Consider the following 25,107-nt stretch of genomic DNA (forward strand, 5'->3'; position numbering starts at 1 on the left):
GAATTCGAAGGAGTCACAGATGCGAACGATCACAAGATCGATGGCTGTCGTGGGTTTTAGTGCATTGCTGGCAGCAAGCGCCGCTATGCCGGCTGACGCCATCACCATGCCGGCGCTCTCGGTGCCGGAGCAATCCGACATCATCCAGGTCCACGACCATGGACACCACAGCCATAACCAATGGCACGAAGGCCATAAATTCCATGGTTTCGACGGTTACTATGACGACAATTCCGACAGCGGTGTGCTGTTCAAGTCTTTCGTGACCGGCACGCTCTTCAACAGGCAGCGCACGGAAGGCTATTACGACAGCCATGCGCAAGCCTGTGCCGACCGCTACCCGTCATACCGCGCCTCGGACAATACATATCAGCCAAGCCACGGGCCGCGGCGGGCATGCAGGTGATCAGCAGAGCGAGGGCTTTTCGCGTTCGCGATACCATTTTTATCCGGACCTGCGATTTTACCTCTTGCGCTGCCATGCCCGAAAGTCTAACAGGATCAGGCCTTTTAGGCAGGTCGGGGCGTAGCGCAGCCCGGTAGCGCACTTGACTGGGGGTCAAGGGGTCGCTGGTTCGAGTCCAGTCGCCCCGACCATTAAAATCAATCACTTAGCCCCAGATAAGTGATTTGGCTGAAGTCTTTACAGCCGGAAATATAGTCAAGCCGCGACGTTCGGAAACGTCCTCACCTGTGACAACTATCCCTGCTTAGATCTTTCTGAAGCACTGAGGACGGCGGCCCTTCGACCGTCCTACTCCGATTTACCTATTGCACAATCCCGCAGAAGCGCCATACTTCGCTCATGAACCAGTTCTGATTGCTGACCGCGGATGTACCGGCAGCATCGAAATGGAGCAAGGAAGGCCGGCGAGGACATCGTTCGGCCTTTCTGCTGTTAGTGGTCCAGCTCGCCAGGACCATTCATCTCCTTGAAATCCTAGCCAAATCTTATTGACTTAGCTGCACCACGACGTTGCTTGCCCCGTCCAGCGGCGGGCCAGTCCTTCCGCAACCAACTGATCGCCGATGGATCGGCCGGCGCGCATGGCGATGCGGAATTTGCCGCCGTGCTGATCGTCGCCGCGTCCGCTGCCGGAGAGCACGAAGGTGTCGTTGTTGAGAAGGGCCTGCAGCCGCAGCTTCGCGGCGGTGGCCTTTTGCCGTTCGCCGGCGCAATGCGATGGCTCGAGGTCAGGCACATCGATGTCCGCCAGGCGGATCTTGATACCATTCTGCCAGAAGGTGTTGCCGTCGACGACGCAGTTGATGCCGGTTTCGCCGCCGCAAAGGCCGAACCGTCCACCGGTTTCGGGTGCGGCTGCGGCCAGCATCCGATTCGCCGGCATGGCAACGGGGATTACGTTTGGAGGGACCGGCAGCGTCGAAGCCGGACGTTCGGGAATGACGGCAGCCGTTTTGACCTTCGGTTTGGTAGTCGGCACCGGCGCCTCCTGCGGCACATGCCGAACGCCGGCGGCGCCGGCATAGGCCTGCAATGAAGGGGCCTGCAGTGAAGGCATATCCCGGCGATGCTCATAGGCGTACATGCCGGCCACTGTCGCTAGACCGACCATGCCCCATAGCCACATCGAATTGCCCGATTTAGGCTGTGGCTTGCGCCGCGTGCGTCGTTTCGCTTTTGCCATGGCTTCATTCCTCTATTGCGAGGAAATTATCGCCAAGATTTCTTACCGATCCGTTGGCTTCCCGTTGCCGAGTGGCCACACGGAACCCTTATTCACTTCCCTGCGCCGGCGGCAGGCTTCAGCTTGATCGCCATGGTGATTTGACCACGCACCATCAGCTTCTGCCCGCGGCCGTCGATATTGGTGGCATCGGTGTTGCTGGAAAGGCCGGTAATCTGGCAATCGTCGGCAATGGTGTCCAGCAGTACGGCGCAGTTGCTGGCAGCAATGCGATAGAAGGATTTGATTGCATCCTGCTGCTGCTTTTCATCGTTGCCATCAGCGATCGGGATGGAAAGCGATATCCCAGATTGCACGGAGATATAGCCATCGGGAATCTGGTGCTGACCACGCAGCGGCAATCCCGAAAAGGATTGTGAAAGGGCCGGGCCTGCAGCGCCGAGCAGAAGCATGCAAAGTGTCGCCGAGATCAGGCGCTTGTTCATCGGTAGGCCTCCGTTTCCAACCCTTATCTCAGGCATCGGTGAAGGCTTAGTGATGGGGTAACTTAAAATTGTAATCTTGTGAGAATTGCGGAGCATATTTCTCCGAATCGGCAGCGCTTCAAGATAAAGAGCCGTTCCCATAAAACCTCGCTTGCCAAGCCTCTGGGCAGGGCGCATAGTCACTTTCTGTATCGTCGGTTTAACAAACGGGCACCGGCGAGTTTATCTGCGTGCTGCCCGACGGACGAGGCGGCGCCATGTTAGAAACCTCCATCCATCCACAGGATTTACCCTTGTTTTCCGACGATTTGGATCGTTTGGAAAAGGTATTGGGTGCCGTCTGTGTGGATCGCGGCATCAGTCTCCGCAGCCAGGAAGCCGAACGCCTGGGTGCCCTGATGATACAGCTCTATCGTCAGGGCGTGAAAGAGGATGCAAAGCTCCTCGCGCTTGCGAAAGCCTATCTCTGACGCCTTTTCCACCAGGCATCTAATCGATTTAAGCCGATTTCACATAGCAGCAATGACGCTTTGTGCCTGCTCGAATGCGTGTCGCCGCCTTATATTTGCTGCATCGCACAAGGAGAGTCGATTGCTCGATCTCGTTGCCCCGCGGGGTCGATGTGCGGCCCGCCCGCCAAATAAAGTCAATTACGGTGGGCGCGGATAATTTGAAAGGTCTATGATGAATTTCAAAGTTCCGAGCCGGCTTCGCCGTTTGCTCGTTGATTCCGTTGAGCTGCCACAGCTTAAATTCCCCGTGACGCGGCCGCGATCGCAGCCGGCACGCCGGCGCGTCCCCACGCAGCTCGCGCCGCAGCGTCTGACGGAGGTTCTGTGGTTCGGGCGCAACCCTGGCGATCTACGTATGCTGGAATATGTGCCGACGGGCGTCAAAGGTCCGATGCCGCTCGTCGTTGTCTTGCATGGCTGTCATCAGAATGCCGAGGATTTCGATCGCGCCAGCGGCTGGACGGCCTTGGCGCGCCAGCACGGTTTCGCCGTGCTCTATGCCGAGCAGAAGCAGTCCAACAATGCCAATCTCTGTTTCAATTGGTTCCGCCCGAGCCTGGTGACCCGCGATCGCGGCGAGCTGGGTTCGATCCGCGAGATGATTGATTTCAGCCGCCGGCTGCATGCTATCGACGACAGCAAGATCTTCGTCATGGGCCTATCGGCCGGCGGCGCCATGGCTTCGGCGTTGCTTGCCACCTATCCGGAGCTGTTTGCTGCCGGCGCCGTCATCGGCGGTCTGCCCTTCGGCGCTGCCCGCGATGCCATGTCCGCGCTGGATGTGATGAAGAGAGCCGCCGCACGCCCGGCTGAAAAATGGGCCGAACTCGTTCGTGAAGTTTCGCCGGATGCTGATCGTTTTCCAGCGGTCTCCATCTGGCATGGCACCGATGATGACGTCGTTTCGTTCGGCAATGCCGAAGCGTCGGTGGCGCAGTGGCTGGCCGTGCATGAGCGTCCACAGACCAAGGGTCGGTTGCGCCTGTTCGAAGGCGGCGAGCGGCGCGAATGGCGCAATGACTATGGCGATGTGGTGCTGGAGCTGGTGACCTTGAACGACTTCGGCCATGGCCTGCCGATCTGTCCCGTCGCCGAGGGCAGGGAGCCAGCCAACGATACCGAACGCTTCATCTTGCCCGCGGCTCTCTCCGCGCCGGAGCAACTGGTTCGGAATTGGGGGCTGGCCTAGACCGGTTCAGAGCTTCGCGGAATCGCTCTAGCCTATTGTTTTTACGCAATTCCAGGACGGAAAACCGCTGCGCAGTTTTCCTGGAATTGCTCCAAGCCTCAGTCGTCGTTGGTGGCGTTCAGGTTTTCCGGCCGGATGCCGCCATCTTCCGCCCAATGCTTGAAGCGAATGCCGGCGCCGCCGGCTTCGTCGCTCCCGCTGGCGAGGAACGATATGCCATGGGCTTCGAGGGCGCCACGCAGGGCGACAAGCGCCTTAGCATCCGCCAGGCTGACGTCGCTTTCCAGCGTTTCAATCGTCGTTACAGAGAGGTGGCTCTCGGCGGCAAGCGTCTCAGTCGTCAGTCCGAGCATGGCGCGTGCGCCGCGTAGTTGCGCTGATGTGATCATCTCTGAAATTTAGCGCATAAACCTGAAAATCGGAACCGATTTTCAGGTTGGAATCACGCGCGAACTTAAAATGAGGTCGCGGTCTTCACGACGCGCTGCGCAGCGCGATTTTTTCCGGCGTTCTTAGGAAGTTAGGAACGCGATAGCCGAGCAATTCGAAGTAGATTGCCTCTGTCGCATCGGCCATGCCGGCGAGCGTATAGCCATCCTTGCGCCGCCGGGCCTCGGCGGTGAAGCTTCGCAGCAATTTCGGATCGGCAAAGCGCGTCATCGCCGCGGCCAGCTCCGCGGGATCGTCGCTGTTGGGAACGATATAGCCGTTCTTGCCGGGCTCGATCACCGTGCGCGCGCCGCCGACATCGGTCAACAGCAATGGCTTGCCGCCGGCCGCAGCCTCGAGCATGACATAGGACATGGCCTCATAGCGGCTCGGCATGACGACGACATCGAAGGCGTCGACGGCGGTGGCGCCGGGGATAGAGCTATCGAGATGGGCGCGGTCTTCCAAGCCGGCGGCCTTGATCATATCGCCGACAGTGCCGGCCAACTCGCCGATCCCGATCATCAGCAGACGCGCTTGCGGCAAGTCCGCGGCAATGAGGGCAAAGGCTTCGACCAGTCGCTGCGGCGCCTTCTGCGGCGTCAGCCGGCCGACGAAACCAAAGAGCAGGGCGTCCTGCGGTATCCCATAACGCGCGCGGATAGCGGCGCGTTGGCCTGATGGAGGCGCGCTGACGCCGTTGACGACGATACGCAGCCGCTCCTCCGGAATGCCGATCGACAGCGCGTGATTGTATTCATCGCGAGACACGCAGATCAGCCGGTCGGACAGCCAGTTGCCGAGCAGCCTCTCGATGCCGCCATAGATCATCCGGCCTTTGGACCCGAGCGTCGGATCCATGGTGCGAAAGGCATGCGGCGTGTAGAGCACCGGGATATGCGGGCCCGGCAATCTCAGCCGCGTCAGCGCTCCGGCTTTGGAGCTGTGGCCATGGATCAGATGAAACGGCCCGTGCTGGGCGACGATCTTGCGAATTTGCCACCAAGCGGTGATATCCCATGGGCCCGGCGCGCGCCGCATGGCGAGCGAGATGACGCTGTCGAGACCCATGCCCTCCAGTTCAGCCACGAAAGCCGCTTCGGCGCGCAAAGGCGAATAGATCGCCGTCACCGAATGGCCGCGACGCTGCATGGCGCGGCAGAGATCGAGGAAATGCCGCCCGGAACCGCCGCCGCTTGGCTCGAGAACTTGCAGCAGCGACAGGCGTTTGATGCCGACATTGATAGTCACGGTGCTGCTTCCCTTCGGGCCAAGCTGCGCTGATAATGTTGTTCAAGCGCCCCGCAGCCCCAGACGATGCCGATCAGCATGTAGAGATGGCGCCAATGATCGGTGTCGATGACGTTGCCGATGCCGACATGGCCGAGAATGACGATCCAGGCGATCATCAAGTAGGGCTGCCAGGGGCGTTCCTTCAAAAAGTTGCGGAAGCCGATATAGACGGTCCAGCAGATCATGCTGACCCAGCAGAAAAAGCCGAGCCAGCCATAGGTGGTCAGTGTTTTCAGCCAGATATTGTGCTCGTCCTCGCGAAACAGGGTGGAAAAGACGAGTGGTCCAATACCGAGCGGCCGTTCCATCGACAGCATGAAGCCGATGCGATGACGCTCGAAACGGCCGAGATGGCCGCCATCGTAGTCCTGCACGAGCTGTGTGCGCGTCGAGAACAGGTCGCTCACCTGATGGAACTGCAGCGCGATGATCAGGAGGAGGACCATCAGAAGGATTGCCGTCAGCGACATCACCAGAATGCGCAGCCGGAAGGCATTGCTGCGGTGTTTCAGCAGCATGCAGAAGATCAGCATCGCCGACGCGAAGGAGAACAATCCCCAGGCAGCGCGCGAGAAGGAGAGGAAGATGCCGAAGGCCAGCACGGCCAAGCACAGCCCCTTGATCGGCGCCTTCTTCAGGTCACCGATCAGGATGCCGTGCATGAGATAGATGGTTGGTGTCACCAGATAGGGACCAAAGACGTTCGGGTCCTGGAACACGCCCATGGCGCGGTCATAGCGGGTGAAGATTTCAGCGCCCGGAAAGGCGTGGAAGTAGCCGAGAATGCCGAGGCTCGCGGTGATCAGCGCAGCGATGACCCAAGTATTGAAGATCAGCTTCAACCGCTTTTCGCTGTCTTCGATGATCGCAGCATAGAAGACCGAGCTCAGCGCCAGGAAGGTCGAGACAGCGATATAGATCGGTCCGTCGAGATGGGAGTTCGCGCCGAGGTCGCGCATCTGCGTCAGCGACAGCATGCCGCCGACGTTGAACGTCAGGAACAGCGCCAGAAGCGGTGCGACATTGCGCGAGATCTTCAGCCCAAGGATGAACCATGTGCCGATGAGGAATGCGACCCAAAGCTCATAGGGCGCCGGCTCGGCGATGACGAAACCTGACAGAAAGACCCCGAAAGCGACGCAAGCCGTGCCGATCAGGCGCAATGTTGCGAGCTGAGGCCGGTCGACGCGCCGATAGGAGAGATCGATCGCGGTCAATAGGCGTTTTCCGTGTTGAGGAGACGGAAGGGCGTCAGGAACAGGATCTTCAGATCGAAGTACAGCGACCAGTTCTCGATGTAGTAGAGATCGTAAGCCGTGCGGAACTTGATTTTGTCGTCGCTGTCGATCTCGCCGCGCCAGCCGTTGATCTGCGCCCAGCCCGTAACGCCGGGCTTCACGCGATGGCGGGCGAAATAGCCTTCGACCACGTCGGCATAAACGCGATTGTGACTTGCCGCCAATACGGCATGCGGACGCGGGCCGACAAGCGACAGACCGCCTAGCAACACGTTGAAGAGCTGGGGCAGTTCGTCGATCGAGGTCTTGCGGATGAAGCGTCCAACCGGCGTGACGCGCGGATCGTTCTTCGTGACGGCATTGCGGGCCGTCGGGTCGCTCATATTGGTGTACATCGAGCGGAACTTGAAGACCTTGATGATCTCGTTGTTGAAGCCATGGCGCTTCTGCATGAAGAAGACCGGTCCCTTCGACGTGGTCTTCACGGCGATTGCGGCGCCAAGCATGATCGGCCAGAGCAGGCAGAGCGCCAGCAGACTGAAGAAGACATCGAAGATGCGCTTGGCAACGCCATCCCAATCACGGATCGGCTTGTTGAAGATGTCGAGCATGGGCACCGCGCCGACATGCGAATAGGAACGCGGGCGGAAGCGCAACTTGTTGGCATGCGCCGCCAGTCGGATGTCGACGGGCAGTACCCAAAGCTTTCTGAGGAGCTGCAGAATACGCTCCTCTGCACTGATCGGCAGAGCGATGATCAGCATGTCGACGCGAGTCAGCCGGGCGAATTCGACCAGTTCGGCGACGGTGCCGAGTTTCGGGTAGCCGGCGACCATCACGGGCGAGCGCTTCTCGCCGCGATCGTCGAAGATGCCGCAGATGCGGATATCGTTGTCGGATTGATGCTCCAGCGCGCGGATCAGTTCCTTGGCCGGCTCGCCACCGCCGACGATGACGGCGCGTCTTTCCATGAGGCCATTGCGGGCCCAGTTGCGGATGCCATAGGCGAACACCGCGCGCGCGGCGACGAGGAAGGCCGTGCCGGCAACAAGCCAGATCCCGAGAGCGTGGATCGAATAGACATGGTTGATATCGAAGGGCAGGAGAGCAAGAACCATAACCGCAAACGCGGCCACCCATGACGCCAGGATGCGCTGCGGGAAACGGTGCGGCGCGCGCAGGACCGGGATTTGATAGGCGTCAGCGACTTGCAGGAAGACGATGGCGAGACCGCAAAGCGCTATTGTCACCGCCGCCTGCGACAGGAAGGGGTGGATGCCGGGTGTGGTCTGGAAGAAGAGAACCGCAAGCCCTACCGCAAGCAATGACAGGAATTCGAAGAGCCGATATTGCCCGATGATGATTGCCGGCGTCTGATTGCTCTCACGAAATTGCTCGGCGATCTGGCGGGCATAGGCATTGATGTCGCTGGCCTGATCGCCGCTCTGTTCCTCAGTGCCGCGAGTGCGAATTTCCGAGACCTGCTTGCGAATATTGTCCAAGTTAAATTGCTCGGACTCTTCAATATGGTTCATGGCAATTCATCCGGTCGTTACCGGAGATGGCCTAGCAGATATGAGCTAATAAACGTTTACAACACTTGCTTGTATTCTAATGTTTGCCGTCTAATTCAAGTATATCATAATATAAGTCGACAGTATCTCGCGCCATGACCGATGCCGAAAATGCTGACCGGATTCTGTCGAGATTCGGCATGGTCTGCTGACGCCATTGCGGCTCGCTGATCGCCGCCGCCATGACGCGCGCAAGGTCGTCGGCATTGCCTGCCTCGGCGAGCGCAGGGCTTTGCTCACCAAGCGCTTCGGCAATGCCGCCGACGCGCGAGGCGATCACCGTCTTCTCGGCAGCCAGGGCTTCCAGCACGATATAGGGCATGGCTTCGGCGCGGGAGGGGACGACGACATTCTGCGACATGGCGAAGGCTTCATGCACGCGCATGGCCGGCAACATGCCGATGCGATGACCAAGGCCGCGCTGGATCATCATGGTACGGTATTTGTCCTTGTCCGGTCCGTCGCCGATCATCAGAGCGGAGAGAGGCCGGCCGATCCGCCGTTCGGTCTTGGCAAAGGCATCCACAAACAGATCGGGACCCTTCAGGTCCCGGAGCATGCCGATGTAGACGAAGTGCACCGAGTCCGATCGGGTGGGTATGTTCCGAAAATCGCGCCCGCTGATGCCGTTGTAGATCATCACGGTGCGCGTCCGCGGTTTGCCGATTTTGCTTTCGTAACTTCGGCGCTCGAATTCGCAGATGAAGATCAATCCGTCGGTCAGAAATTCCAGCAGCCGCTCCAAGCTGTGCACCAGCAGGCCTTGTGGCGAGAGGCGCGAGAAATGCAGGCTGCCGCCATGCGCGGTATAAAGGCGGGCAACGCGATACCTGTTCACCCGCAAGGCTGAGCCGAGGATGCGTGCAAGCAGGCCGCCCTTGGCGCCGTGCCCATGCAGCACATCCGGCCGCAAACTTTTGACTTTGTTGTAGCTGTCCCAGAGCGTCGTAGCGTCCGACAGGCTGATCTGACGTCGGATCGGCAGGCGCGTCACGCCGAGCGCGAGGAACGGTCTGACATCGTCGAACAGCCGGTCCTCATGCGCCCCGCCGGTGAGGCTGTCGCAGAGAATGCCGACCGCATGTCCGGCCTTGCTCTGTTCCTCCGCCAGATCGCGGACATGGCGGAATATCCCGCCGACCGGAGACCTGAAGCAATGAAGGATGCGGAGCGGTCTTGCCATGATCGGAAACGGTCAGAATAGCCGTTCGCGGACATAGATCGTGTCGCCCGCGAGCACAGGATCGGAGATGCCCACCCGCCCGGTCATGACATGGCCATTGATCTTGCGGGTAACGTCGGCATTGGACTGGTTCGCGCGGCTGCTGAAGCCGCCGGCAACCGCGATGGCGTTCTGAATGGTCATGCCGGGCACGTAGGAATACTGACCAGGCTGGCCGACTTCGCCCATGATATAGACGGAGCGGTAGCGGTCGACGTCGATGGTGACGTCGGGATCGCGGATATAGCCTTGACGAAGTTTTTGCGCGATCTGGCCGGAGAGTTGCTGCAGCGTGCGGCCGCGGGCAGGGACCTGGCCGATCAGCGGGAAGGCGATGTAGCCGGCCTGGTCGACCGTATAGGTATTCGTCAAGCCTTGCTGGTCGAAGACGGTGACGCGCAGACGGTCGCCGCTGTCCAGCGTATAGGGCTGGATCGTTGCTTCACTGAAGGCTTTCGGTGCCGGCTGATAGGTGTTGCAGCCACTGAGCGCAGCGCTCACGGCAGCAATGCCGAGTGCCAGGACAATCTTTGGCGTTGCGAAGGGCATTTCGCGCTCACAGGAGAGGAAAATCACTGTCGTCGTTATCGATCCGTTAGGGTTAACGGTCGGTAAAGAGGAAGAAAAATTCCACGTTCTTTATTAGTAATTACGAAAATAATACACAGGAAATACTATTAACGGTTGGGTTACCATAGTCGTTTACGCTTAATTCGGCTTTATATTACGGAGTTCTTGTATATGCCCGGCGTCAACAGCAGCCAGCAGGATGTCGATATTGACCTCGCGCAGCTTTTTCGCGCCGTTTGGCAGCGCCGTGTGCGCGTTATCGCCATCACGTTGGTCGGCGCTTGCCTGGCCTTTGCGGTTGCCAAGATCGTCTCGCCGGAATACCGCAGCGAAACGCGCATTTTGATCGAACAGCGCGCCCCGGCTTTTGCAACCACGACACAGAATAATGATGCCAGCTCCGCTCCGCTGCTCGATGAACTCAACATTGCGAGCCAGGTACAGATCCTGCAATCGGCCGATCTCATCAAGCAGGTGATTACCAACCTGAAGCTCTACGAGCGCCCCGAGTTCGATGCCGCCACCAAGAGCTCGGCCTTTTCCGACATTCTTGTCATGCTGCACCTGAAAAAGAGCCCGCTCGACAAGGCGCCGGAAGAGCGGATGCTCGACGCCTTCACCAATAAGCTTCAGGTCTATCAGATCAACAGCTCGCGCGTCATCGGCATCAGCTTCACCTCCCGCGATCCGGATCTGGCGGCCAGCGTTCCGAACGCCATGGCGCAGGTCTACCTATCGATGCAGAGCGGCGCCAAGCTTGATTCCAACAGCGAGGCGACGCGCTGGCTGGAGCCCGAGATCGCCAACCTGCGCAACAAGGTCAACGAAGCCGAGAAGAAGGTCGCCGACTATCGCTCTGCCAACGGCCTGCTGCAGACCAGCGACAACAATACTTTCGCGACGCAGCAGCTTGCCGATATTTCCGGCCAATTGGCGCAGGTGCGCGGCGAAAGGGCCAATGCCGAGGCGCGGGCTCAGGCCGTGCGCAACGCGCTCGCCACCGGCCGTTCCACCGATACGCTCGCCGATGTTTCAAGCTCGCAGACTATCCAGCGACTGAAGGCGACGGAGTCCAGCCTGGAATCGCAGATCTCGGATCTCTCGACGACGTTGATGGAGGGCCACCCGCGGCTGAAGAGCCTGCGCGCCCAGCTTGCCGACATCCGTCAGCAGATCGACCGTGAAACAAAGAAGATCCTTGCCAGCATCGAGAATGAAGCCAAGGTGGCACAACTGCGCGAGCAGCAGCTCCTCGGCCAGTCGAACACGTTGAAGGCCGACAGCGCCAGGGCAGGGGAAGACGCAGTCGGCCTCAATGCGCTGGAGCGCGAGGCGGCCGCGGAGCGTCAATTGCTGGAAACCTATCTCGCGCGCTACCGTGAGGCCGCTTCCCGCGTCGATAAGAATTCGAGCCCGGCGGATGCCCGCGTGGTCTCCCAGGCCGTCGAACCGGTTGATCCCTATTTCCCGAAGATCGGTCCGATCGTCGTCGTCGCCACGCTTGCAACCTTTATTCTGACCTCCATTGTCATCATGCTGGCCGAACTCTTCAGCGGCCGCGCGTTGCGTCCGGTCGGCCCGGTCGAGCGTGAAGCCCCGGCCCGCAAGGAAACCGCTCGTTCGGAAACCGCAATCGAAGCCGCTCCCGCCAAACTTGTCCCCGCAGCGCGTCAAGGCGACGTGCCGGCAAGCTTGCTCTCCGTTGCTGCCGATGAGGCGTTGGCGCAGGAGATGGAAAAAGCGGTCGATCTTGGCCATCCACCGGAAGAGGCGGAAGACGAAGAGGATTTTTCCATCCAGTCGGTCGCCGATTATCTGATCGAACGCGACTCCCGCCTCGCTATCGCCATATCGCCGACTGGTGACAATGGGTCCACGGCAACCGTGATGCTGGCTCGCACCATCGCCGATGCCGGACGCCGCATCGTCCTGGTCGATATGACCGGAACGGGCTGCCCCTCGCGCCTGATGGCCGAAAGTGCAGGTCTTTCCGGAGTAACCGATCTGCTTTGCGGTGAGGCTGCCTTTGCCGATACCATTCATCCCGACCGCCTTTCCGATGCCCATCTCGTGCCGCAGGGCACCAGCGACCTTGGCCGGGCCATGCGCGGCGCTGACCGCCTGTCCCTGATCCTCGACGCACTCGGCTCGGCCTATGATATCGTCCTGGTCGAATGCGGCGCCGCCGACGTCTCGGGGGTTGCGAGACTGACGCGCAGCAAGGATACGGAAATCATTCTCTCCATGCCCGAACCGGACGAGAACCAGTTCATGACGGCAATGACGGAATTCCAGAAGGCTGGCTATGAGCACATCATCCTGATGTCCGGCTGGCGTGAGGAACATGGCCCCGACGCGCGTCAGCACGCGGCCTGATCAATCCTTCTCGGCCTCTGCGGCTGAGGTCTCTTTGCCGCTTTGCCGCGCTCGCAGCCGCTGGATCAATCCATAGAGCTGCGGATTGGTCTTGATGGCCGCCTTGGCGCGCGTCATCCCCCGTTGCGCGAAAGCCGCCGCATGGCCGATCCCGGAAACCGGCAGGATCAGGTCATGCTGCGTCGTTTCCATCGGGCACCAGGAGCGTTTGTAGTTCTGGTCGCCGATGCCGAAATCGAAGACGGCGGCACCCTCGCGATGAAGCCGTTCGATCATCAGCCAGAACAGCAGTTCACCAGGGCTCGCTTCGGGAACCAGCGCCTCGTCGATCGAGGCAAACTGGCAGATGACATGATCGCCCTTGCGCGAGAGAGCAGCTACGGCGGGGATGTGTCCTTCGTGCTCGCCCTTCAGCCGTAGGGCATGCATCTCCAGCGCAGCATAGGATCGCTCCTTGTTGCCCAGCTCCAGCAGCCTGTGCAGCACAGCTTGGGTCGGCGCATCCTGGAACACGTCCGGCAGGCCAGCCGCTTCGAAGCGGACCGCTTTTTGCCGGAAGAAAAGGTCAAGAAGATCATCCCGCTGATCGGGAGCCGCGATCACATATTCGTAACCGCCTTTCTCGTTGAGAAGACGGGACTGGTGGTTGAATTTCTTGCGTCGCCGTTTCGCATTCACCTGCTTCAGGGTCGCTTCGAAGGCGCCCAGGAAAGGCAATTGAAAGGCATGGTTCTGGTTCTCGACGGCGGGCATCGAGGCGAGGGGGCTTTTGCGGCCGCGCCAGTCCAAAGGCACGTTGCGCAGGAGCATCAGGTCGGCCTTGCCCTGCAGCGCCCGTGCAATCTCTGCCTGCTGCGATGCCGAAAAGCCATTCTCCGCTGTTTCGAGAAATTCGCTGGAGAACAGGCCGGTATTGATGTTGCTATGACGGGCGCCGATGAATTCGGCGCGGCGGATGCCGTGACTGCGGATGATTTCGAGAGGCAGGATAAAGGCGGTGCGGCCATTGAAAGAGCCGCGGACGATGGCCAGCGGATACCGAAAGGTCTCGACCCAGGCGGCGCACCAGTCGTAGCTCTGATGAAACGAGGCGAGATCGTCTTGCTCCAGCGCCCGCCACTCGGCCTCCAACGGCGCCATGCTGTCGAAGATGTCGACGCGCATGCCGTCGCCTGCCGCACCCGCAACGGGAATGGCTGCGATATCGAGCTTCTGCGTTTGCACCTTCTGCGCCTGCATTTCGGCGTCTCCAATCGGACAGCATTTGCACGCAGTCTTCAGGGCAGGCGGCTTATTTTTGGTTTAAGGCGAGAAGATCAGGCGGATTTCCCATTGATCACGGTTATCTCCACGTAAATTCGAAATCGCTTGGATAGGTCGACACCTATTGCGGGCGAGGCCCGGCCATCCATTTGATGATGCCCATGGCTGGCAGTATCCAGATGAGGCCGCTGGCGGCGAAATAGAGGAACTGCACCCAGCCTGGCTGATCGCCAAGCGTACGCACCGCCACGATCATCGCCACGATCGCATAGATGACGACCAGCAGGACGAGCAGAATCATCCCGATGAATTTGCGCAGGCGAAGGGGCAAGGGCAGTCTCTCCTCTCTCAACGGCGTGCCGCGACGGCATGCCGCAAAGTCTCGGGACTTGTTTTGCACGCCCCTATCAGGCAAATCAACAGCCGGATTGAAGGGAGATCCCATGGTTGTCGCTAATTTCACGTCGGAACAGGCCGTTTTGAACGAAGTGGCCCGCCAGGACCGCAATCGCCGCGCCATCCGCATCTGGCTTGCCTGTGTGCTTCTGGCGCTTTTTGCTCTGGTGCTCGTCGGGGGCGCGACGCGCCTGACCAATTCCGGCCTGTCGATCACCGAATGGCAGCCGATCCATGGTGTCATCCCGCCGCTCAATGCGCAGGAATGGCAGGAGGAATTCGACCTCTACAAACGCATCCCGCAGTTCCAGCAGTTGAACAAGGACATGACGGTCGATGAGTTCAAAGGCATCTTCTGGTGGGAATGGGCGCATCGGCTGCTTGCCCGCGGCATGGGCGTCATCTTCGGCGTGCCGTTGCTGTTCTTCGTTTTGACCGGCCGCGTCGAGCGCAAGCTATGGCTGCCGCTCGGCGGCATTTTCGTACTCGGCGGCCTGCAGGGCGCGATCGGCTGGTGGATGGTATCATCCGGCCTGGAAGCGCGCACCGATGTCAGCCAATATCGTCTCGCCACCCACCTCGTTACGGCCTGCCTGATCTTTGCCGCCTGCATGTGGTTCATGCGGGCGCTGTCGCCGCACTCGAACGATCCGACGCCGACGCGCTATTCGGCAAAGCTTGCCGGCCTCATCACTTTCATGGCGCTGTTCCAGATCTATCTCGGCGCGCTGGTGGCCGGCCTCGACGCCGGCCTCTCCTATAATACCTGGCCGCTGATGGATGGCGCGGTGGTGCCGGGAGGGCTGTTTGCGCAATCGCCGGGTTGGATCAATTTCTTCGAGAACCCGAAGATGGTGCAATATGTCCACCGCCTCGGCGCCTATGCGCTTTTCACTGTGGTTGCCATCAACATGATCATCTCGCTGCGCGCTGCCGCACAGACGACGCATGCCCGCCGTTCGGTCGTGTTGTTCGTGCTGGTGCTGATCCAGGCGATCCTCGGCATTTCGACGCTGCTCATGGAGGTGCCGCTGCATCTGGCATTGGCCCATCAGGCCGGCGCTCTCATCGTCTTCGGCTTCGCCATTGCCAATTGGCGCGGTTTCTATGGCGAATATCCGCACCAGACCGTCATCACCGTGGGGAACTGAGGCGAATGATCGCCTCGCCCTTGTGTTTCGCTAAACTCAGCGCGACGCAACATTGCTGGGCGCCGACGACAGACGCGCTACCACCTGGATACGCTTGATCTCACCGCGCTTGAAGGCTGCCAGGAAGCGGCTGTAATCCTTAAAGACCACGCAGCCATTCGATTCTCCGCGGCCGCTTCTGAGCATATACGTGTGAGCCAGCAAGCCGACGCGACCATAGACGCGGGCGCCGTTTGCGGGTGTCAGGCGCAGTGCCTGCACGCCATGGAACAGGCTTTCCCGATATGTCAGGTTATAAGTTTCAGGCGGCGTCGGGCCGGTGTTCTTGCGGTCGACATATTGGGGATTGTCACGCATGTGACCGAGGCCGGAATGGGCCTCGAGGCGTTCGCCGCCCGGCAGGTAGACGGTTCCGGCCGAGATATCGTAGATGGCGGTTCCGCCGCGCGGGGTAACGGCGGCGAACGGGTTGAGGAACGGCCGTGACCGCTTGACCTCTTCCTCCGGCTTGGCATAGGCCAGCGCGCGGGTGGGCGAGGTGTCAGCTTCGTCAGCAGCGTCCTGCGTGCTTGCGTCCGAGGCGGTGACCCTTGCAACGACATGGGCCGGACGCGGCAGCGGCACTACACTGGGTAGTTCCTCGACAACAGACGCGTCTTCCGCTTCTGCGAGGTCGATGGTTCCGGCGTCCGTCTGATCCGGACGTGGCATTGGGATGATGTCGAAAGGCTGCGAAGCCGAATCGCTGGAAGCAGTCGTCGCGAGGCTTTCCGCAACCGCACGGTCGATCGCTCCAGCCGACGGAGCGGCCGATGCCATCTCCGTGGGCGCCGCATCGCTTGCGGACGCTGCGATCGGCAGACTGTCCTTGGCCGGATGATCCAGGGCAGCCAAATTTGGCCCTGCGGCTTGGATTGCGGGTTTGCCCAGTGCAACTTCTGCCGACCGCGGCATGGAACCGCCGAGGGCCGTGATCGAGACGGCCGCTCCTGCGATCTCGCTCTGCATGACAGATTTCCCGGCATTCGTCAGGGCGAGGGCGGTGGCGTCGCGCAGATGCGCAACCGTTTCCGGCGACACCGGTGCGTCGTTCTTGGCAACGGCCGAAGCCGTCTGAGTCCGTGCGAGATCCGAGGCCTGCTGCGATAGCGCGCTTGCCAATTGCTGCTTGACCAGCCCGCGCGCCAGGATCGCTTTGGAACGTGCTATGGCCTCCTGCCTCTCCGCATCGGCGGACATACCGCTTACCCGTGCTCTTCCGCCCATGGGCGCGGTCTGACTGGCAAGGCGCGCCGCATGCGGGATGTACCCCTGCGGCACGATGAAGGCGGATGCTCTCGGGGTCAGCGAATCCTGCAGCGTAGTATCCGCACCGGGGAGGGACAGGACTATCGATTGGGTGGTGATCAGCGTCGCGGCCACCCAAGCAAAAACCACCACTGCGACGCCAGTGATGGCGGTACCGGGACTGATCCCTGGAGATTTCTTCCGGCGGGAAGCATGGCCGGAACGGGAATTGATATTACCGAACGTCTCGGTCGCAAACGCCATGATACTCGTTATCCAAACTACATACGCACCACGCCGGCTCACAAATGTGCTTACGCCGGGACGCGAAATCTGCGTCCGGCCGTCACTTTGCCGACTGTCGGAAAGCATGCCGAATTATGGTAACCAATTCCTTTACGCCGACCCGATCTTGGAATTGTCTTTTTGCCAAAGCCCGCGATTGTTGCGGCGGCGAAAGCCGAAAAGCAGGCGATAAGGGCTGATTTGTGACCAAAAATTAATAATTGCTAATTAAGTATTATAAAATGCGCGAAAGGGGCGGATCGGACGGATCAACGCCTGCGTCGCATGTCAAATCGTTATCGCGAATGGTCCAGGATGCCCTAAGGGCAGGTGCCTGGAGCTGATTTCAGCCCGCAATAAATCGAGCCCAGCCGATCGACCTCGATAAGGCGATCGGCTGGGCTTCTTTGGTTTTTGACTATTGATCAGGCTGAAACGTCAGGCGCTCAGCATCAGGTCCATGTTCTGGACCGCAGCGCCCGAAGCACCCTTGCCGAGATTGTCGAGCAGAGCGACGAGATTGACCTGGGTGCTACCCGGCGTGCCGAATACGAACAGCTTCATCGTATCCTTGCCGGCCAGTTCGACGGCGTCGACGCGCGGCAAAGCGCGGCTCTCCGCCAGCGGGACGACCTGCACGATGTCCTGACCGGCATAGTGGGCCACAAGCGCAGCATGGATGCTCTCCAGCGTCGCGCCTTCGGCAAGATTGTCAAGGTGCAACGGCACCTGCACGATCATGCCCTGCGGGAACTTGCCGACCGACGGCGAGAAGATCGGCGCGCGGTCAAGCAGGCCATGCGCCGTCATCTCGGGCACATGCTTGTGGGTCAGCGGCAGGCCGTAAAGGAAATGCGGCGCGGTGATTGCATCGGGATGATCGGCATTTTCGATCTGCGCGATCATCTGCTTGCCGCCGCCGGTATAACCGGAAACGGCATTGATGGTGACAGGATAGCCGTCCGGCAGAATGCCGGCAGCACGCAGCGGCCGGATGAGGCCGATGGCGCCGGTCGGATAGCAGCCGGGATTGGCGACGAAACGGGCGGCCTTGATCTTGTCGCCCTGCTCCTTGTCCATCTCGGCAAAGCCATAGGCCCAGCCGGGATTGACGCGATAGGCGGTCGAGGTGTCGATGACGCGGACTTTGTTGTTCGCCGAAACCATCTTTACCGCTTCCTTCGACGCATCGTCGGGCAGGCAGAGGATGGCGATATCGGCGCTGTTCAGCATGTCTTCGCGCATCGCGGCATTGCGGCGCTCGGCTTCCGGAATGGACAGAAGCTCGACATCGCGGCGGTCTGCCATGCGCGTGCGGATCTGCAAGCCCGTGGTTCCGTGTTCGCCGTCGATGAAGATTTTCGGTGCCATTTTATTCCTGCTCTTTCAATAGGTTCAGAGTGTTTCCGGACTCAGTTTGCCATGGAGTTGATTCAAAATGATAACAGCAGTTTTCGAGCGGGCATGATCTCGTCCGAAAACCGCTTCTCACTTTTCGGGATCATGCCTTAGCGACCTGCTGCACGCCTTTCAGCGTGGAGACCGAGCATATACATTGCCACTGTCGCCCCCGCAATGGCGGTGATGTCGGCATGGTCATAGGCCGGGGAAACTTCGACGACGTCCGCTCCCCTGATGTCGAGCTGATGCAGCCGCTGCAGCACCGAAAGGATTTTCGCACTCGACGGGCCACCGGCTACCGGCGTTCCGGTACCGGGTGCATAGGCCGGATCGAGGCAGTCGATATCGAAGGTCAGGTAAGCGGGCGCGCCTTTGGTGTGGGAAATGATCGTCGACGCAATGTCGGCCGCGCTCATAGCCTCGACTTCATGGCCGTAGAGAAGCCGAATGCCGTAATCCTCTGGCGCATGCGTGCGAATGCCGATCTGGATGGAGCGATTGACATCGATCAGGCCGTCACGGGCGGCGCGCGCAACGAAGGAGCCATGATCGATCCGTTTGCCGTCGTCGAACCAAGTGTCCTGATGCGCGTCGAACTGCACCAGCGCCAAGGGGCCATGTTTGGCCGCATGCGCCTTCAGCAATGGCCAGGTGACGAAATGGTCGCCGCCGAGCGTGAGCAAAAAGGCGCCGCTGTCGAGGATCGTGTTCGCTTGCCGCTCGATCTCCGCCGGCGTCTCCTGATGGTTGCCGTAGTCGAGCAGGCAATCGCCATAATCGATGACGGCCATTTCGGCGAAGAGGTCGCGGTGGAAAGGATATTGCGGATCATTGTCGAAGATCGCGGAGGCGCGACGGATCGCCTGCGGCCCGAAGCGCGTTCCAGGCCGATTGGATGTCGCCGCATCGAAGGGAATGCCCCAGACGACGGCGTCGACGCCGTCGAGCGACTTGGTGAAGCGCCGGCGCATGAAGGAGAGCGCCCCCGCAAATGTCGGGTCGCTGGCTGCCGACCTCAGGCTCGTTGCTGAAAAGGCGTGATCAATCGACGTGCTCGGCAAAGGATTCTCCTTCGTTCGCATGGAAACTATAGGCCCGCTCGACCCGGGCGACACGGACTTGGTATTGCTCGTACCAGCGCTCGCGCCCAAGCTTCTGGGCTGCCATGTGCGAGACGACATTCTTCCAGGCCAGAATGCTTTTTTCGTCCCGCCAGAAGGAAATGGTGATGCCGAAGCCATCGCTGCGTCTGGCGCTCTCAAGGCCGAAGCAGCCGTCCTGGGCGAGCGCCAGCGCCTCCATTTTCTCTCCCATGGCCCCATAGCCCTGATCGCCCTCCGTACGGATGGAGGAAAACGAGACGATGTAATAGGGCGGCTTCGGCGTGGCGGCAAAAGGCGATGCGCGATCACGTGTCATAGGGTGTCTCCCGAGGTGAAGAGAAGTAGAGAGCATGGGTGCGGCATGCAAGCATGGGAGCGACAACGAACGCCTATTTGCTTGGTGGAACCGTGCATCGATACGCTTGCTTCACGCAGGCGATTTGCGGCGTCGAACATTGCGCTTTGCCGTCGACAACAGCACAAATCGAACATTGATCGGTAAATTCGTGACAGCCCGGATTGGCTTGCAGGAAATCCCGCATGCTTTCCATGGGGACCGGTGTTGCCTCAATCGTCGTAACGGCATCCGCTGAAAAAGCCGCGGTTGCGTAGAGGGCTGAGAATGCCAGCGAAGAGACCAAACCCAATCCCGTGGATCTCATGTCTGCCCCTGCATGGTTCCTATTCCGCTCTAACCTAGTCGATCATACGATAACAGAGAAAAAAGCGCTGACACATCTCAATGTGGAACATCGGCCGCCGAGGACACTGCAGTTCTGACAACTGCACATAAACGAAAAAAGGCCGGGCGAACCCGGCCTTTCCAAAATCCGATCTCGGATAAGCGATTAACGCTTGGAGAACTGGAACGAACGACGTGCCTTGGCGCGGCCGTACTTCTTGCGTTCGACAACGCGGCTGTCGCGGGTCAGGAAGCCGCCCTTCTTCAGGACCGAGCGCAGGCCCGGCTCGAAGTAGGTCAGCGCCTTGGACAGGCCGTGGCGAACGGCACCGGCCTGGCCGGAAAGACCGCCGCCGGCGACGGTGGCAACGATGTCGAACTGGCCGTCACGGGCAGCAGCGACGATCGGCTGACGCAGGATCATCTGCAGAACCGGACGGGCGAAGTATGCCGTGTAGTCCTTGCCGTTGACGATGATCTTGCCGGAGCCCGCCTTGACCCAAACGCGGGCGACGGCGTCTTTGCGCTTGCCGGTCGCGTAGGAACGGCCAAGCGAGTCGACCTTGCGGACGTGAACCGGAGCAGCAGCTTCCGATGCCGTGCCGAGATCCTTCAGGGAAGAGAGATCAGCCATTATCAGGCGCTCCTTACGTTCTTCTTGTTCAGCTTGGCCACGTCGAGAACGACCGGCTGCTGGGCTTCATGGGGATGGTTGGAGCCGGCGTAGACGCGCAGGTTCTTCATCTGGCGACGGCCGAGCGGGCCGCGCGGAACCATGCGTTCGACAGCCTTCTCGAGAACACGCTCCGGGAAGCGGCCTTCGATGATCTGGCGAGCGGTGCGCTCCTTGATGCCGCCGGCATAACCGGTGTGCCAGTAGTAAACCTTGTCTTCGTACTTCTTGCCGGTGAAGACGACCTTGTCGGCATTGATAACGATGACATTGTCGCCGTCGTCGACGTGCGGCGTGAAGGTAGCCTTATGCTTGCCGCGCAGACGCATTGCGATGATAGAAGCGAGACGGCCAACGACGAGCCCTTCGGCGTCGATGAGAACCCACTTCTTCTCCACCTCTGCAGGCTTCTGGGAGAAGGTAGCCATGTTGAATACTCTCTTTTGGATCCCCGGGCCCGAAGGCATCAGGGCGTTTCTTGTTGCTTGGTTTGGCGAGCGAAACGCGCGCCAAAAAGAAAGCAGCCCGGAAAGGCTGCGATCTGGGGCGGCTTATAAAGGGAATGGGTGAGGAGGTCAATAAGAGCGGATTTTGTGATCTGAAAAATTCATAATGAAAATCAATAGGTTAAATATGAGGTATTTTGATACCCCATATTTCTTGTCCCTAAGCCAGTCTCAGAACCAATACGCCCCCTGCAATAATGGCACCCGCCACATAGCGCCAGACGCTCGATCGCTCCTTCAGGATGACCACCGAAATCACCAGCGCGAACAGGATCGATGTCTCGCGCAACGCCGCCACCATGGCGACGGGTGCCTTCGTCATCGCCCACAATGCCAGGCCGTAGGATGTCAGCGAGCCGCCACCGCCGATCAGGCCGCGCCACCAGTTATAGCGGACATGGGCGGCGACAACGGAGACCCCGCGCCGTGAGATCGCCCACGTAAACAACAGGACCGGCGGCAGGAGCGACATCCACAGTGTATAGGATATGGAATTGCCGGAAAGGCGCGCGCCGATGCCGTCGACATAGGTATAGGTGGCGATAACAACCGCGTTGGACAGAGCGAGCACAATGGCCTGCCGGCCGCCCTTCCGGGCTTCGAAGGCAAGCGTCAATATCCCGGCGCAGATCGTCATCGTGCCGAGCAGCGCGCCGCCGGACAGCGCCTCATGCAGGATGAAGCCGCTGGTCGCCACGATGATCATTGGCGCCACCCCGCGCATCAGCGGATAGACGAGACCGATGTCGCCGGCGCGATAGGCTGCGGCCACCAATTGAAAATAAGCGAACTGCAGGATCGCCGACGCACCGATGAATGGCCAGGCGGCCGAAGCCGGCAATGGCAGAAAGGGCAGAAAGGGCAGGGCGGTTACCGCGCCGCCGGCCGCGACCATCGCTGCATCCAGCGACTTGTCCGTTCCAGCCTTGATGATGGCGTTCCACGTTGCATGCAGCAGCGCGCCGAAGAGAACGAGAGCGATAACGTCAGCGGACACGGAGACCTCGGGATTGCACGGCAACGAGCAAGGATTTGACGATTTGTGGGCATGCAGGCGCCATTTGACCCTCAATGCACCGAAAAGCAACAAAATGTGTGGGTTTTTATGCTTCTGGCTGTTCTTTCTCTCAAGAAATTCAATCGAAAAGCGCGGTTGTGTGTTCTCTGTTTGTTCGAATTATTCGCGCAACCATGAGGTGTTTCTAATTTATGGGAGAATGAAGCGAGAACAAAAATTGCATGCCGGGTGAACGCACGGCGCAAGGTTATTTTAGTAACATTCAAAGCGCTGTGAGGGTGTTATCGTAGTATCATTGACTAAGACGGAAAATTGTAACGCGGAGAATCCCGCTACTTCCAGTCGCTTAAAGCAATCGGAGGCGCAGGAGCCTACTCTGCGTCGCAGATGAGATGGTTCTGATAGGCTGAGCCACATCTCGCGTGAAAGAGGGACAACCTGTCTTGCCGCACGGCTATCGGTGGTGCGGGAAGAGCAAATCATCGTCGTCGAAATCGGTCGACGGCCGGCACGTATAGACGGGGCAATTGGCTCTGTCCTTGGTCGGCATATAGTCCTGGTAGGCATAATAGCCGGGGTCGCAGGCATTGCTGTCGGAGACGACGCGATCGTAAAGCGTCATGTTGCGTACCCTGGTGGATGGATAGCGCATGATGACGGCCCGTTCGCGGTTGATGATCGCCCTGGCCTCACCACAGGTGAAGGACATGGAGTTGTAACGCGAGATCGCCAGGGCCGGTGTGGCGGCGGAGGCGATCAGCAGGCTCAGCAGCACGAATTTTTTCATCGGAGCAATCCTCCTCGAAATTGTTATAATGCTTATATATACGCGAAAGCCGCGGCCGTGGTTTCCGGATTTGTGGCAAAACGCAAGTTTGATCCAATGGGAGGCTGTGTGATGAACCATGACCGTTATGAGGATTCTTATATCGCCGATATCCTTTTATCCGTGCGGACAATCGCGCTTGTTGGCGCATCGCCCAATCCCGCGCGCCCAAGCAACGGCGTCATGGCCTATCTGATGGCGCGAGGCTATCGCGTTATTCCAGTCAATCCCGGACAGGCCGGCAAGGAAATCCTCGGACAGTGGGTTTTTGGTCATCTGGCCGATATTCCCGAGCCGGTCGACATGGTCGATGTCTTCCGCGCGCCGGAATATCTGCGATCGGTGGTCGAAGAGACAATCATGATCGAGCCGCGGCCACCGGTCATCTGGGGCCAGCTCGGCGTGCGAGACGATGCCGCCGCGGCGAGAGCGGAAGCGGCCGGCGTCAAGGTCGTCATGGACCGCTGCCCGGCCATCGAATATCCGCGGCTGGTCGCCTGACGCCGGCAGAGCGCCTCCGACTGCGAAAAACCTGACATGCGATATCGCTGAAAGATGGCAGGTTTTTCACTTGGGTGGAAAAGCTCGGCAAAGTTCGCGGTTAACTTTCAAACCTGAGACGTTATGATCCTCCCGTCACAACAGGGGCGGGAGAAGAGAGTATGGCGACGAATAATCCGGGTTTCGACACGCTGGCAATCCATGCAGGCGCGCAGCCGGACCCGACGACGGGCGCCCGCGCGACGCCGATCTATCAGACCACTTCCTTCGTCTTTCAGGATGCGGACCACGCCGCCGCGCTCTTCGGGCTGCAGCAGTTCGGCAATATCTACACGCGCATCATGAACCCGACCCAAGCCGTGCTTGAAGAGCGGGTGGCCGCTCTCGAAGGCGGCACGGCGGGCCTTGCTGTCGCCTCCGGCCATGCCGCCCAGATGATCGTTTTCCATACCATCATGCAGCCCGGCGACAATTTCGTCGCTGCCAGGCGGCTCTACGGCGGCTCGGTCAACCAGTTCGGTCATTCCTTCCAGAATTTCGATTGGCACGTTCGCTGGGCCGACTCCGCCGATCCCGCGACGTTCGAAGCTCAGATCGACAGCCGTACCCGCGGCATCTTCATTGAAAGCCTTGCCAATCCGGGCGGCACCTTCGTTGACATCGAGGCGATCGCCGCCGTTGCCCGCAGACATGGCCTGCCGCTGATCGTCGACAATACCATGGCCAGTCCCTATCTCATCCGGCCGCTGGAACATGGCGCCGACATCGTCGTGCATTCCCTAACCAAATTCATTGGCGGCCACGGCAATTCCATGGGCGGCATGATCATTGATGGCGGCACCTTCGACTGGTCTGCTTCAGGTAACTATCCGATGCTGTCGACGCCGAGGCCGGAATATAACGGCATCGTGCTGCACGCGACCTTCGGCAATTTCGCCTTCGCCATAGCCTGCCGCGTCCTCGGCCTGCGCGATCTCGGCCCCGCCATTTCCCCTTTCAACGCCTTCCTGCTTCTTACGGGCATCGAGACGCTGCCGCTGCGCATGCAGCGCCATTCCGACAATGCGATCGCCGTCGCACGCTGGCTGAAACAGCAGGACAAGGTGGCCTGGGTGAACTATGCCGGTCTTGAGGACGACCCGAACCATGCGCTGCAACAGCGCTATTCGCCCAAGGGGGCGGGTTCTGTCTTCACCTTCGGTTTGAAGGGCGGCTATGAAGCAGGCAAGGGATTGGTGGAGGGCCTGGAGCTCTTTTCCCATCTCGCCAATATCGGCGACACGCGCTCGTTGGTCATCCATCCCGCCTCGACGACGCACAAACAGCTCACCGACGAGCAGAAAATCGCCGCCGGCGCCGGTCCTGATGTCGTCCGCCTGTCGATTGGTATCGAGGACGTCAAGGACATCATCGCCGACCTCGAGCAGGCGCTGGCGAAGGTGTGATACGCGAGCGTTTCCTGATAGGGACGGAGGATT

The 25,107-nt window shown here is 59.9% G+C and carries 25 protein-coding genes and 1 tRNA gene; 8 read left to right on the plus strand and 18 right to left on the minus strand.

The window, feature by feature from the left end:
- The first annotated feature begins 19 nt into the window (after positions 1-19).
- Together GGD50_RS03380 and GGD50_RS03385 are read left to right on the plus strand one after the other, a co-directional pair.
- Entirely contained in the window at positions 20-406 is a 387-nt protein-coding gene (locus GGD50_RS03380; RefSeq protein WP_107107691.1) for a BA14K family protein, read from the plus strand.
- Positions 407-520: 114 nt separating this feature from the next.
- Positions 521-597, plus strand: a tRNA-Pro gene (locus tag GGD50_RS03385).
- A 362-nt stretch (positions 598-959) separates the two neighbouring features.
- Here the strand turns inward: GGD50_RS03385 and GGD50_RS03390 are convergent.
- Together GGD50_RS03390 and GGD50_RS03395 are read right to left on the minus strand one after the other, a co-directional pair.
- Entirely contained in the window at positions 960-1,649 is a 690-nt protein-coding gene (locus GGD50_RS03390) for a thermonuclease family protein (protein ID WP_107107692.1), read from the minus strand.
- Positions 1,650-1,741: 92 nt separating this feature from the next.
- Entirely contained in the window at positions 1,742-2,134 is a 393-nt protein-coding gene (locus GGD50_RS03395) for a hypothetical protein (RefSeq protein WP_107107693.1), read from the minus strand.
- 257 nt (positions 2,135-2,391) lie between these two features.
- Here GGD50_RS03395 and GGD50_RS03400 point away from each other — a divergent pair, with 257 nt between their 5' ends.
- Positions 2,392-2,604 carry a hypothetical protein gene (locus GGD50_RS03400; RefSeq protein WP_107107694.1) on the plus strand — a complete coding sequence of 71 codons (213 nt, stop codon included), beginning with the start codon at positions 2,392-2,394 and terminating at the stop codon, positions 2,602-2,604.
- A 214-nt stretch (positions 2,605-2,818) separates the two neighbouring features.
- Positions 2,819-3,835 (plus strand): extracellular catalytic domain type 1 short-chain-length polyhydroxyalkanoate depolymerase, encoded by a 1,017-nt coding sequence (locus GGD50_RS03405; protein WP_107108109.1) that lies wholly within the window; start codon positions 2,819-2,821, stop codon positions 3,833-3,835.
- A gap of 98 nt (positions 3,836-3,933) precedes the next feature.
- Here the strand turns inward: GGD50_RS03405 and GGD50_RS03410 are convergent, their stop codons facing one another.
- The 6 genes from GGD50_RS03410 to GGD50_RS03435 form a co-directional block, all read right to left on the minus strand.
- Positions 3,934-4,224 carry a helix-turn-helix domain-containing protein gene (locus tag GGD50_RS03410; RefSeq protein WP_107107695.1) on the minus strand — a complete coding sequence of 97 codons (291 nt, stop codon included), beginning with the start codon at positions 4,222-4,224 and terminating at the stop codon, positions 3,934-3,936.
- Between the two features lie 85 nt (positions 4,225-4,309).
- Positions 4,310-5,515, minus strand: coding sequence for a glycosyltransferase family 4 protein (locus GGD50_RS03415; protein WP_107107696.1), 1,206 nt, complete (start codon positions 5,513-5,515; stop codon positions 4,310-4,312).
- Positions 5,512-6,774 carry an O-antigen ligase family protein gene (locus GGD50_RS03420; RefSeq protein ID WP_107107697.1) on the minus strand — a complete coding sequence of 421 codons (1,263 nt, stop codon included), beginning with the start codon at positions 6,772-6,774 and terminating at the stop codon, positions 5,512-5,514. The genes GGD50_RS03415 and GGD50_RS03420 overlap by 4 nt, the downstream gene beginning before the upstream one ends.
- Positions 6,771-8,330 (minus strand): undecaprenyl-phosphate glucose phosphotransferase, encoded by a 1,560-nt coding sequence (locus GGD50_RS03425; RefSeq protein WP_107107698.1) that lies wholly within the window; start codon positions 8,328-8,330, stop codon positions 6,771-6,773. Before GGD50_RS03425 ends, GGD50_RS03420 begins: the two co-directional genes overlap by 4 nt.
- A gap of 76 nt (positions 8,331-8,406) precedes the next feature.
- Positions 8,407-9,552, minus strand: a complete 1,146-nt coding sequence (locus GGD50_RS03430; protein ID WP_107107699.1) for a glycosyltransferase family 4 protein — start codon at positions 9,550-9,552, stop codon at positions 8,407-8,409.
- A gap of 12 nt (positions 9,553-9,564) precedes the next feature.
- Positions 9,565-10,140, minus strand: a complete 576-nt coding sequence (locus GGD50_RS03435; protein WP_107107700.1) for a polysaccharide biosynthesis/export family protein — start codon at positions 10,138-10,140, stop codon at positions 9,565-9,567.
- A 192-nt stretch (positions 10,141-10,332) separates the two neighbouring features.
- Between GGD50_RS03435 and GGD50_RS03440 the strand changes: the two genes are divergently transcribed.
- The gene (locus GGD50_RS03440) at positions 10,333-12,537 is read left to right on the plus strand and encodes a GumC family protein (protein WP_107107701.1); all 2,205 of its coding nucleotides are present in this window, start codon (positions 10,333-10,335) and stop codon (positions 12,535-12,537) included.
- On the opposite strand, the gene GGD50_RS03445 is transcribed toward GGD50_RS03440, so the two are convergent.
- Complete coding sequence (locus tag GGD50_RS03445) at positions 12,538-13,761, minus strand: GNAT family N-acetyltransferase (RefSeq protein WP_414124662.1); 1,224 nt, start codon at positions 13,759-13,761, stop codon at positions 12,538-12,540.
- Positions 13,762-13,921: 160 nt separating this feature from the next.
- On the minus strand, positions 13,922-14,131 hold the full coding sequence (locus GGD50_RS03450; RefSeq protein WP_107107703.1) for a DUF2842 domain-containing protein: 210 nt from the start codon (positions 14,129-14,131) through the stop codon (positions 13,922-13,924).
- 112 nt (positions 14,132-14,243) lie between these two features.
- Between GGD50_RS03450 and GGD50_RS03455 the strand changes: the two genes are divergently transcribed.
- Positions 14,244-15,347, plus strand: a complete 1,104-nt coding sequence (locus tag GGD50_RS03455) for a COX15/CtaA family protein (protein ID WP_107107704.1) — start codon at positions 14,244-14,246, stop codon at positions 15,345-15,347.
- Positions 15,348-15,383: 36 nt separating this feature from the next.
- Here GGD50_RS03455 and GGD50_RS03460 read toward each other — a convergent pair whose 3' ends face one another.
- The 8 genes from GGD50_RS03460 to GGD50_RS03495 all read right to left on the minus strand — a co-directional run bounded on the left by GGD50_RS03460 (position 15,384) and on the right by GGD50_RS03495 (position 23,089).
- Positions 15,384-16,898, minus strand: coding sequence for a DUF2778 domain-containing protein (locus GGD50_RS03460; protein ID WP_107107705.1), 1,515 nt, complete (start codon positions 16,896-16,898; stop codon positions 15,384-15,386).
- Positions 16,899-17,357: 459 nt separating this feature from the next.
- Positions 17,358-18,290, minus strand: a complete 933-nt coding sequence (argC, locus tag GGD50_RS03465) for an N-acetyl-gamma-glutamyl-phosphate reductase (protein ID WP_107107706.1) — start codon at positions 18,288-18,290, stop codon at positions 17,358-17,360.
- Between the two features lie 137 nt (positions 18,291-18,427).
- Positions 18,428-19,381 carry an agmatinase gene (gene speB, locus GGD50_RS03470; protein ID WP_107107707.1) on the minus strand — a complete coding sequence of 318 codons (954 nt, stop codon included), beginning with the start codon at positions 19,379-19,381 and terminating at the stop codon, positions 18,428-18,430.
- Positions 19,362-19,739, minus strand: coding sequence for an antibiotic biosynthesis monooxygenase family protein (locus tag GGD50_RS03475; protein WP_107107708.1), 378 nt, complete (start codon positions 19,737-19,739; stop codon positions 19,362-19,364). The genes speB and GGD50_RS03475 overlap by 20 nt, the downstream gene beginning before the upstream one ends.
- 532 nt (positions 19,740-20,271) lie before the next feature.
- Positions 20,272-20,739: a 30S ribosomal protein S9 gene (rpsI, locus tag GGD50_RS03480; protein ID WP_028753976.1), complete on the minus strand. Its 468-nt coding sequence runs from the start codon at positions 20,737-20,739 to the stop codon at positions 20,272-20,274.
- A 2-nt stretch (positions 20,740-20,741) separates the two neighbouring features.
- A complete protein-coding gene (gene rplM, locus GGD50_RS03485) occupies positions 20,742-21,206 on the minus strand; it encodes a 50S ribosomal protein L13 (protein ID WP_028753977.1) in 465 nt (154 codons plus the stop codon).
- 238 nt (positions 21,207-21,444) lie between these two features.
- Positions 21,445-22,281: an EamA family transporter gene (locus tag GGD50_RS03490; protein WP_107107709.1), complete on the minus strand. Its 837-nt coding sequence runs from the start codon at positions 22,279-22,281 to the stop codon at positions 21,445-21,447.
- A gap of 475 nt (positions 22,282-22,756) precedes the next feature.
- Complete coding sequence (locus GGD50_RS03495; RefSeq protein WP_107107710.1) at positions 22,757-23,089, minus strand: hypothetical protein; 333 nt, start codon at positions 23,087-23,089, stop codon at positions 22,757-22,759.
- A gap of 111 nt (positions 23,090-23,200) precedes the next feature.
- Here GGD50_RS03495 and GGD50_RS03500 point away from each other — a divergent pair, with 111 nt between their 5' ends.
- Both GGD50_RS03500 and GGD50_RS03505 read left to right on the plus strand, forming a co-directional pair.
- Complete coding sequence (locus GGD50_RS03500; RefSeq protein WP_028753980.1) at positions 23,201-23,629, plus strand: CoA-binding protein; 429 nt, start codon at positions 23,201-23,203, stop codon at positions 23,627-23,629.
- A 161-nt stretch (positions 23,630-23,790) separates the two neighbouring features.
- Entirely contained in the window at positions 23,791-25,074 is a 1,284-nt protein-coding gene (locus GGD50_RS03505; RefSeq protein WP_107107711.1) for an O-acetylhomoserine aminocarboxypropyltransferase, read from the plus strand.
- Positions 25,075-25,107: the final 33 nt, after the last annotated feature.

The sequence above is a fragment of the Martinezella paranaensis genome, assembly GCF_014200235.1.
Taxonomy (GTDB): Bacteria; Pseudomonadota; Alphaproteobacteria; order Rhizobiales; family Rhizobiaceae; genus Rhizobium; species Rhizobium paranaense.

Excerpts from the sequence above, each read along its gene's own strand:
- GGD50_RS03380 (WP_107107691.1), top strand. The coding sequence starts at position 20 with ATGCGAACGATCACAAGATCGATGGCTGTCGTGGGTTTTAGTGCATTG.
- GGD50_RS03390 (WP_107107692.1), bottom strand. The coding sequence starts at position 1,649 with ATGGCAAAAGCGAAACGACGCACGCGGCGCAAGCCACAGCCTAAATCG.
- GGD50_RS03395 (WP_107107693.1), bottom strand. The coding sequence starts at position 2,134 with ATGAACAAGCGCCTGATCTCGGCGACACTTTGCATGCTTCTGCTCGGC.
- GGD50_RS03400 (WP_107107694.1), top strand. The coding sequence starts at position 2,392 with ATGTTAGAAACCTCCATCCATCCACAGGATTTACCCTTGTTTTCCGAC.
- GGD50_RS03405 (WP_107108109.1), top strand. The coding sequence starts at position 2,819 with ATGAATTTCAAAGTTCCGAGCCGGCTTCGCCGTTTGCTCGTTGATTCC.
- GGD50_RS03410 (WP_107107695.1), bottom strand. The coding sequence starts at position 4,224 with ATGATCACATCAGCGCAACTACGCGGCGCACGCGCCATGCTCGGACTG.
- GGD50_RS03425 (WP_107107698.1), bottom strand. The coding sequence starts at position 8,330 with ATGAACCATATTGAAGAGTCCGAGCAATTTAACTTGGACAATATTCGC.
- GGD50_RS03430 (WP_107107699.1), bottom strand. The coding sequence starts at position 9,552 with ATGGCAAGACCGCTCCGCATCCTTCATTGCTTCAGGTCTCCGGTCGGC.
- GGD50_RS03435 (WP_107107700.1), bottom strand. The coding sequence starts at position 10,140 with ATGCCCTTCGCAACGCCAAAGATTGTCCTGGCACTCGGCATTGCTGCC.
- GGD50_RS03440 (WP_107107701.1), top strand. The coding sequence starts at position 10,333 with ATGCCCGGCGTCAACAGCAGCCAGCAGGATGTCGATATTGACCTCGCG.
- GGD50_RS03455 (WP_107107704.1), top strand. The coding sequence starts at position 14,244 with ATGGTTGTCGCTAATTTCACGTCGGAACAGGCCGTTTTGAACGAAGTG.
- GGD50_RS03460 (WP_107107705.1), bottom strand. The coding sequence starts at position 16,898 with ATGGCGTTTGCGACCGAGACGTTCGGTAATATCAATTCCCGTTCCGGC.
- argC (WP_107107706.1), bottom strand. The coding sequence starts at position 18,290 with ATGGCACCGAAAATCTTCATCGACGGCGAACACGGAACCACGGGCTTG.
- GGD50_RS03475 (WP_107107708.1), bottom strand. The coding sequence starts at position 19,739 with ATGACACGTGATCGCGCATCGCCTTTTGCCGCCACGCCGAAGCCGCCC.
- rpsI (WP_028753976.1), bottom strand. The coding sequence starts at position 20,739 with ATGGCTGATCTCTCTTCCCTGAAGGATCTCGGCACGGCATCGGAAGCT.
- rplM (WP_028753977.1), bottom strand. The coding sequence starts at position 21,206 with ATGGCTACCTTCTCCCAGAAGCCTGCAGAGGTGGAGAAGAAGTGGGTT.
- GGD50_RS03495 (WP_107107710.1), bottom strand. The coding sequence starts at position 23,089 with ATGAAAAAATTCGTGCTGCTGAGCCTGCTGATCGCCTCCGCCGCCACA.
- GGD50_RS03500 (WP_028753980.1), top strand. The coding sequence starts at position 23,201 with ATGAACCATGACCGTTATGAGGATTCTTATATCGCCGATATCCTTTTA.
- GGD50_RS03505 (WP_107107711.1), top strand. The coding sequence starts at position 23,791 with ATGGCGACGAATAATCCGGGTTTCGACACGCTGGCAATCCATGCAGGC.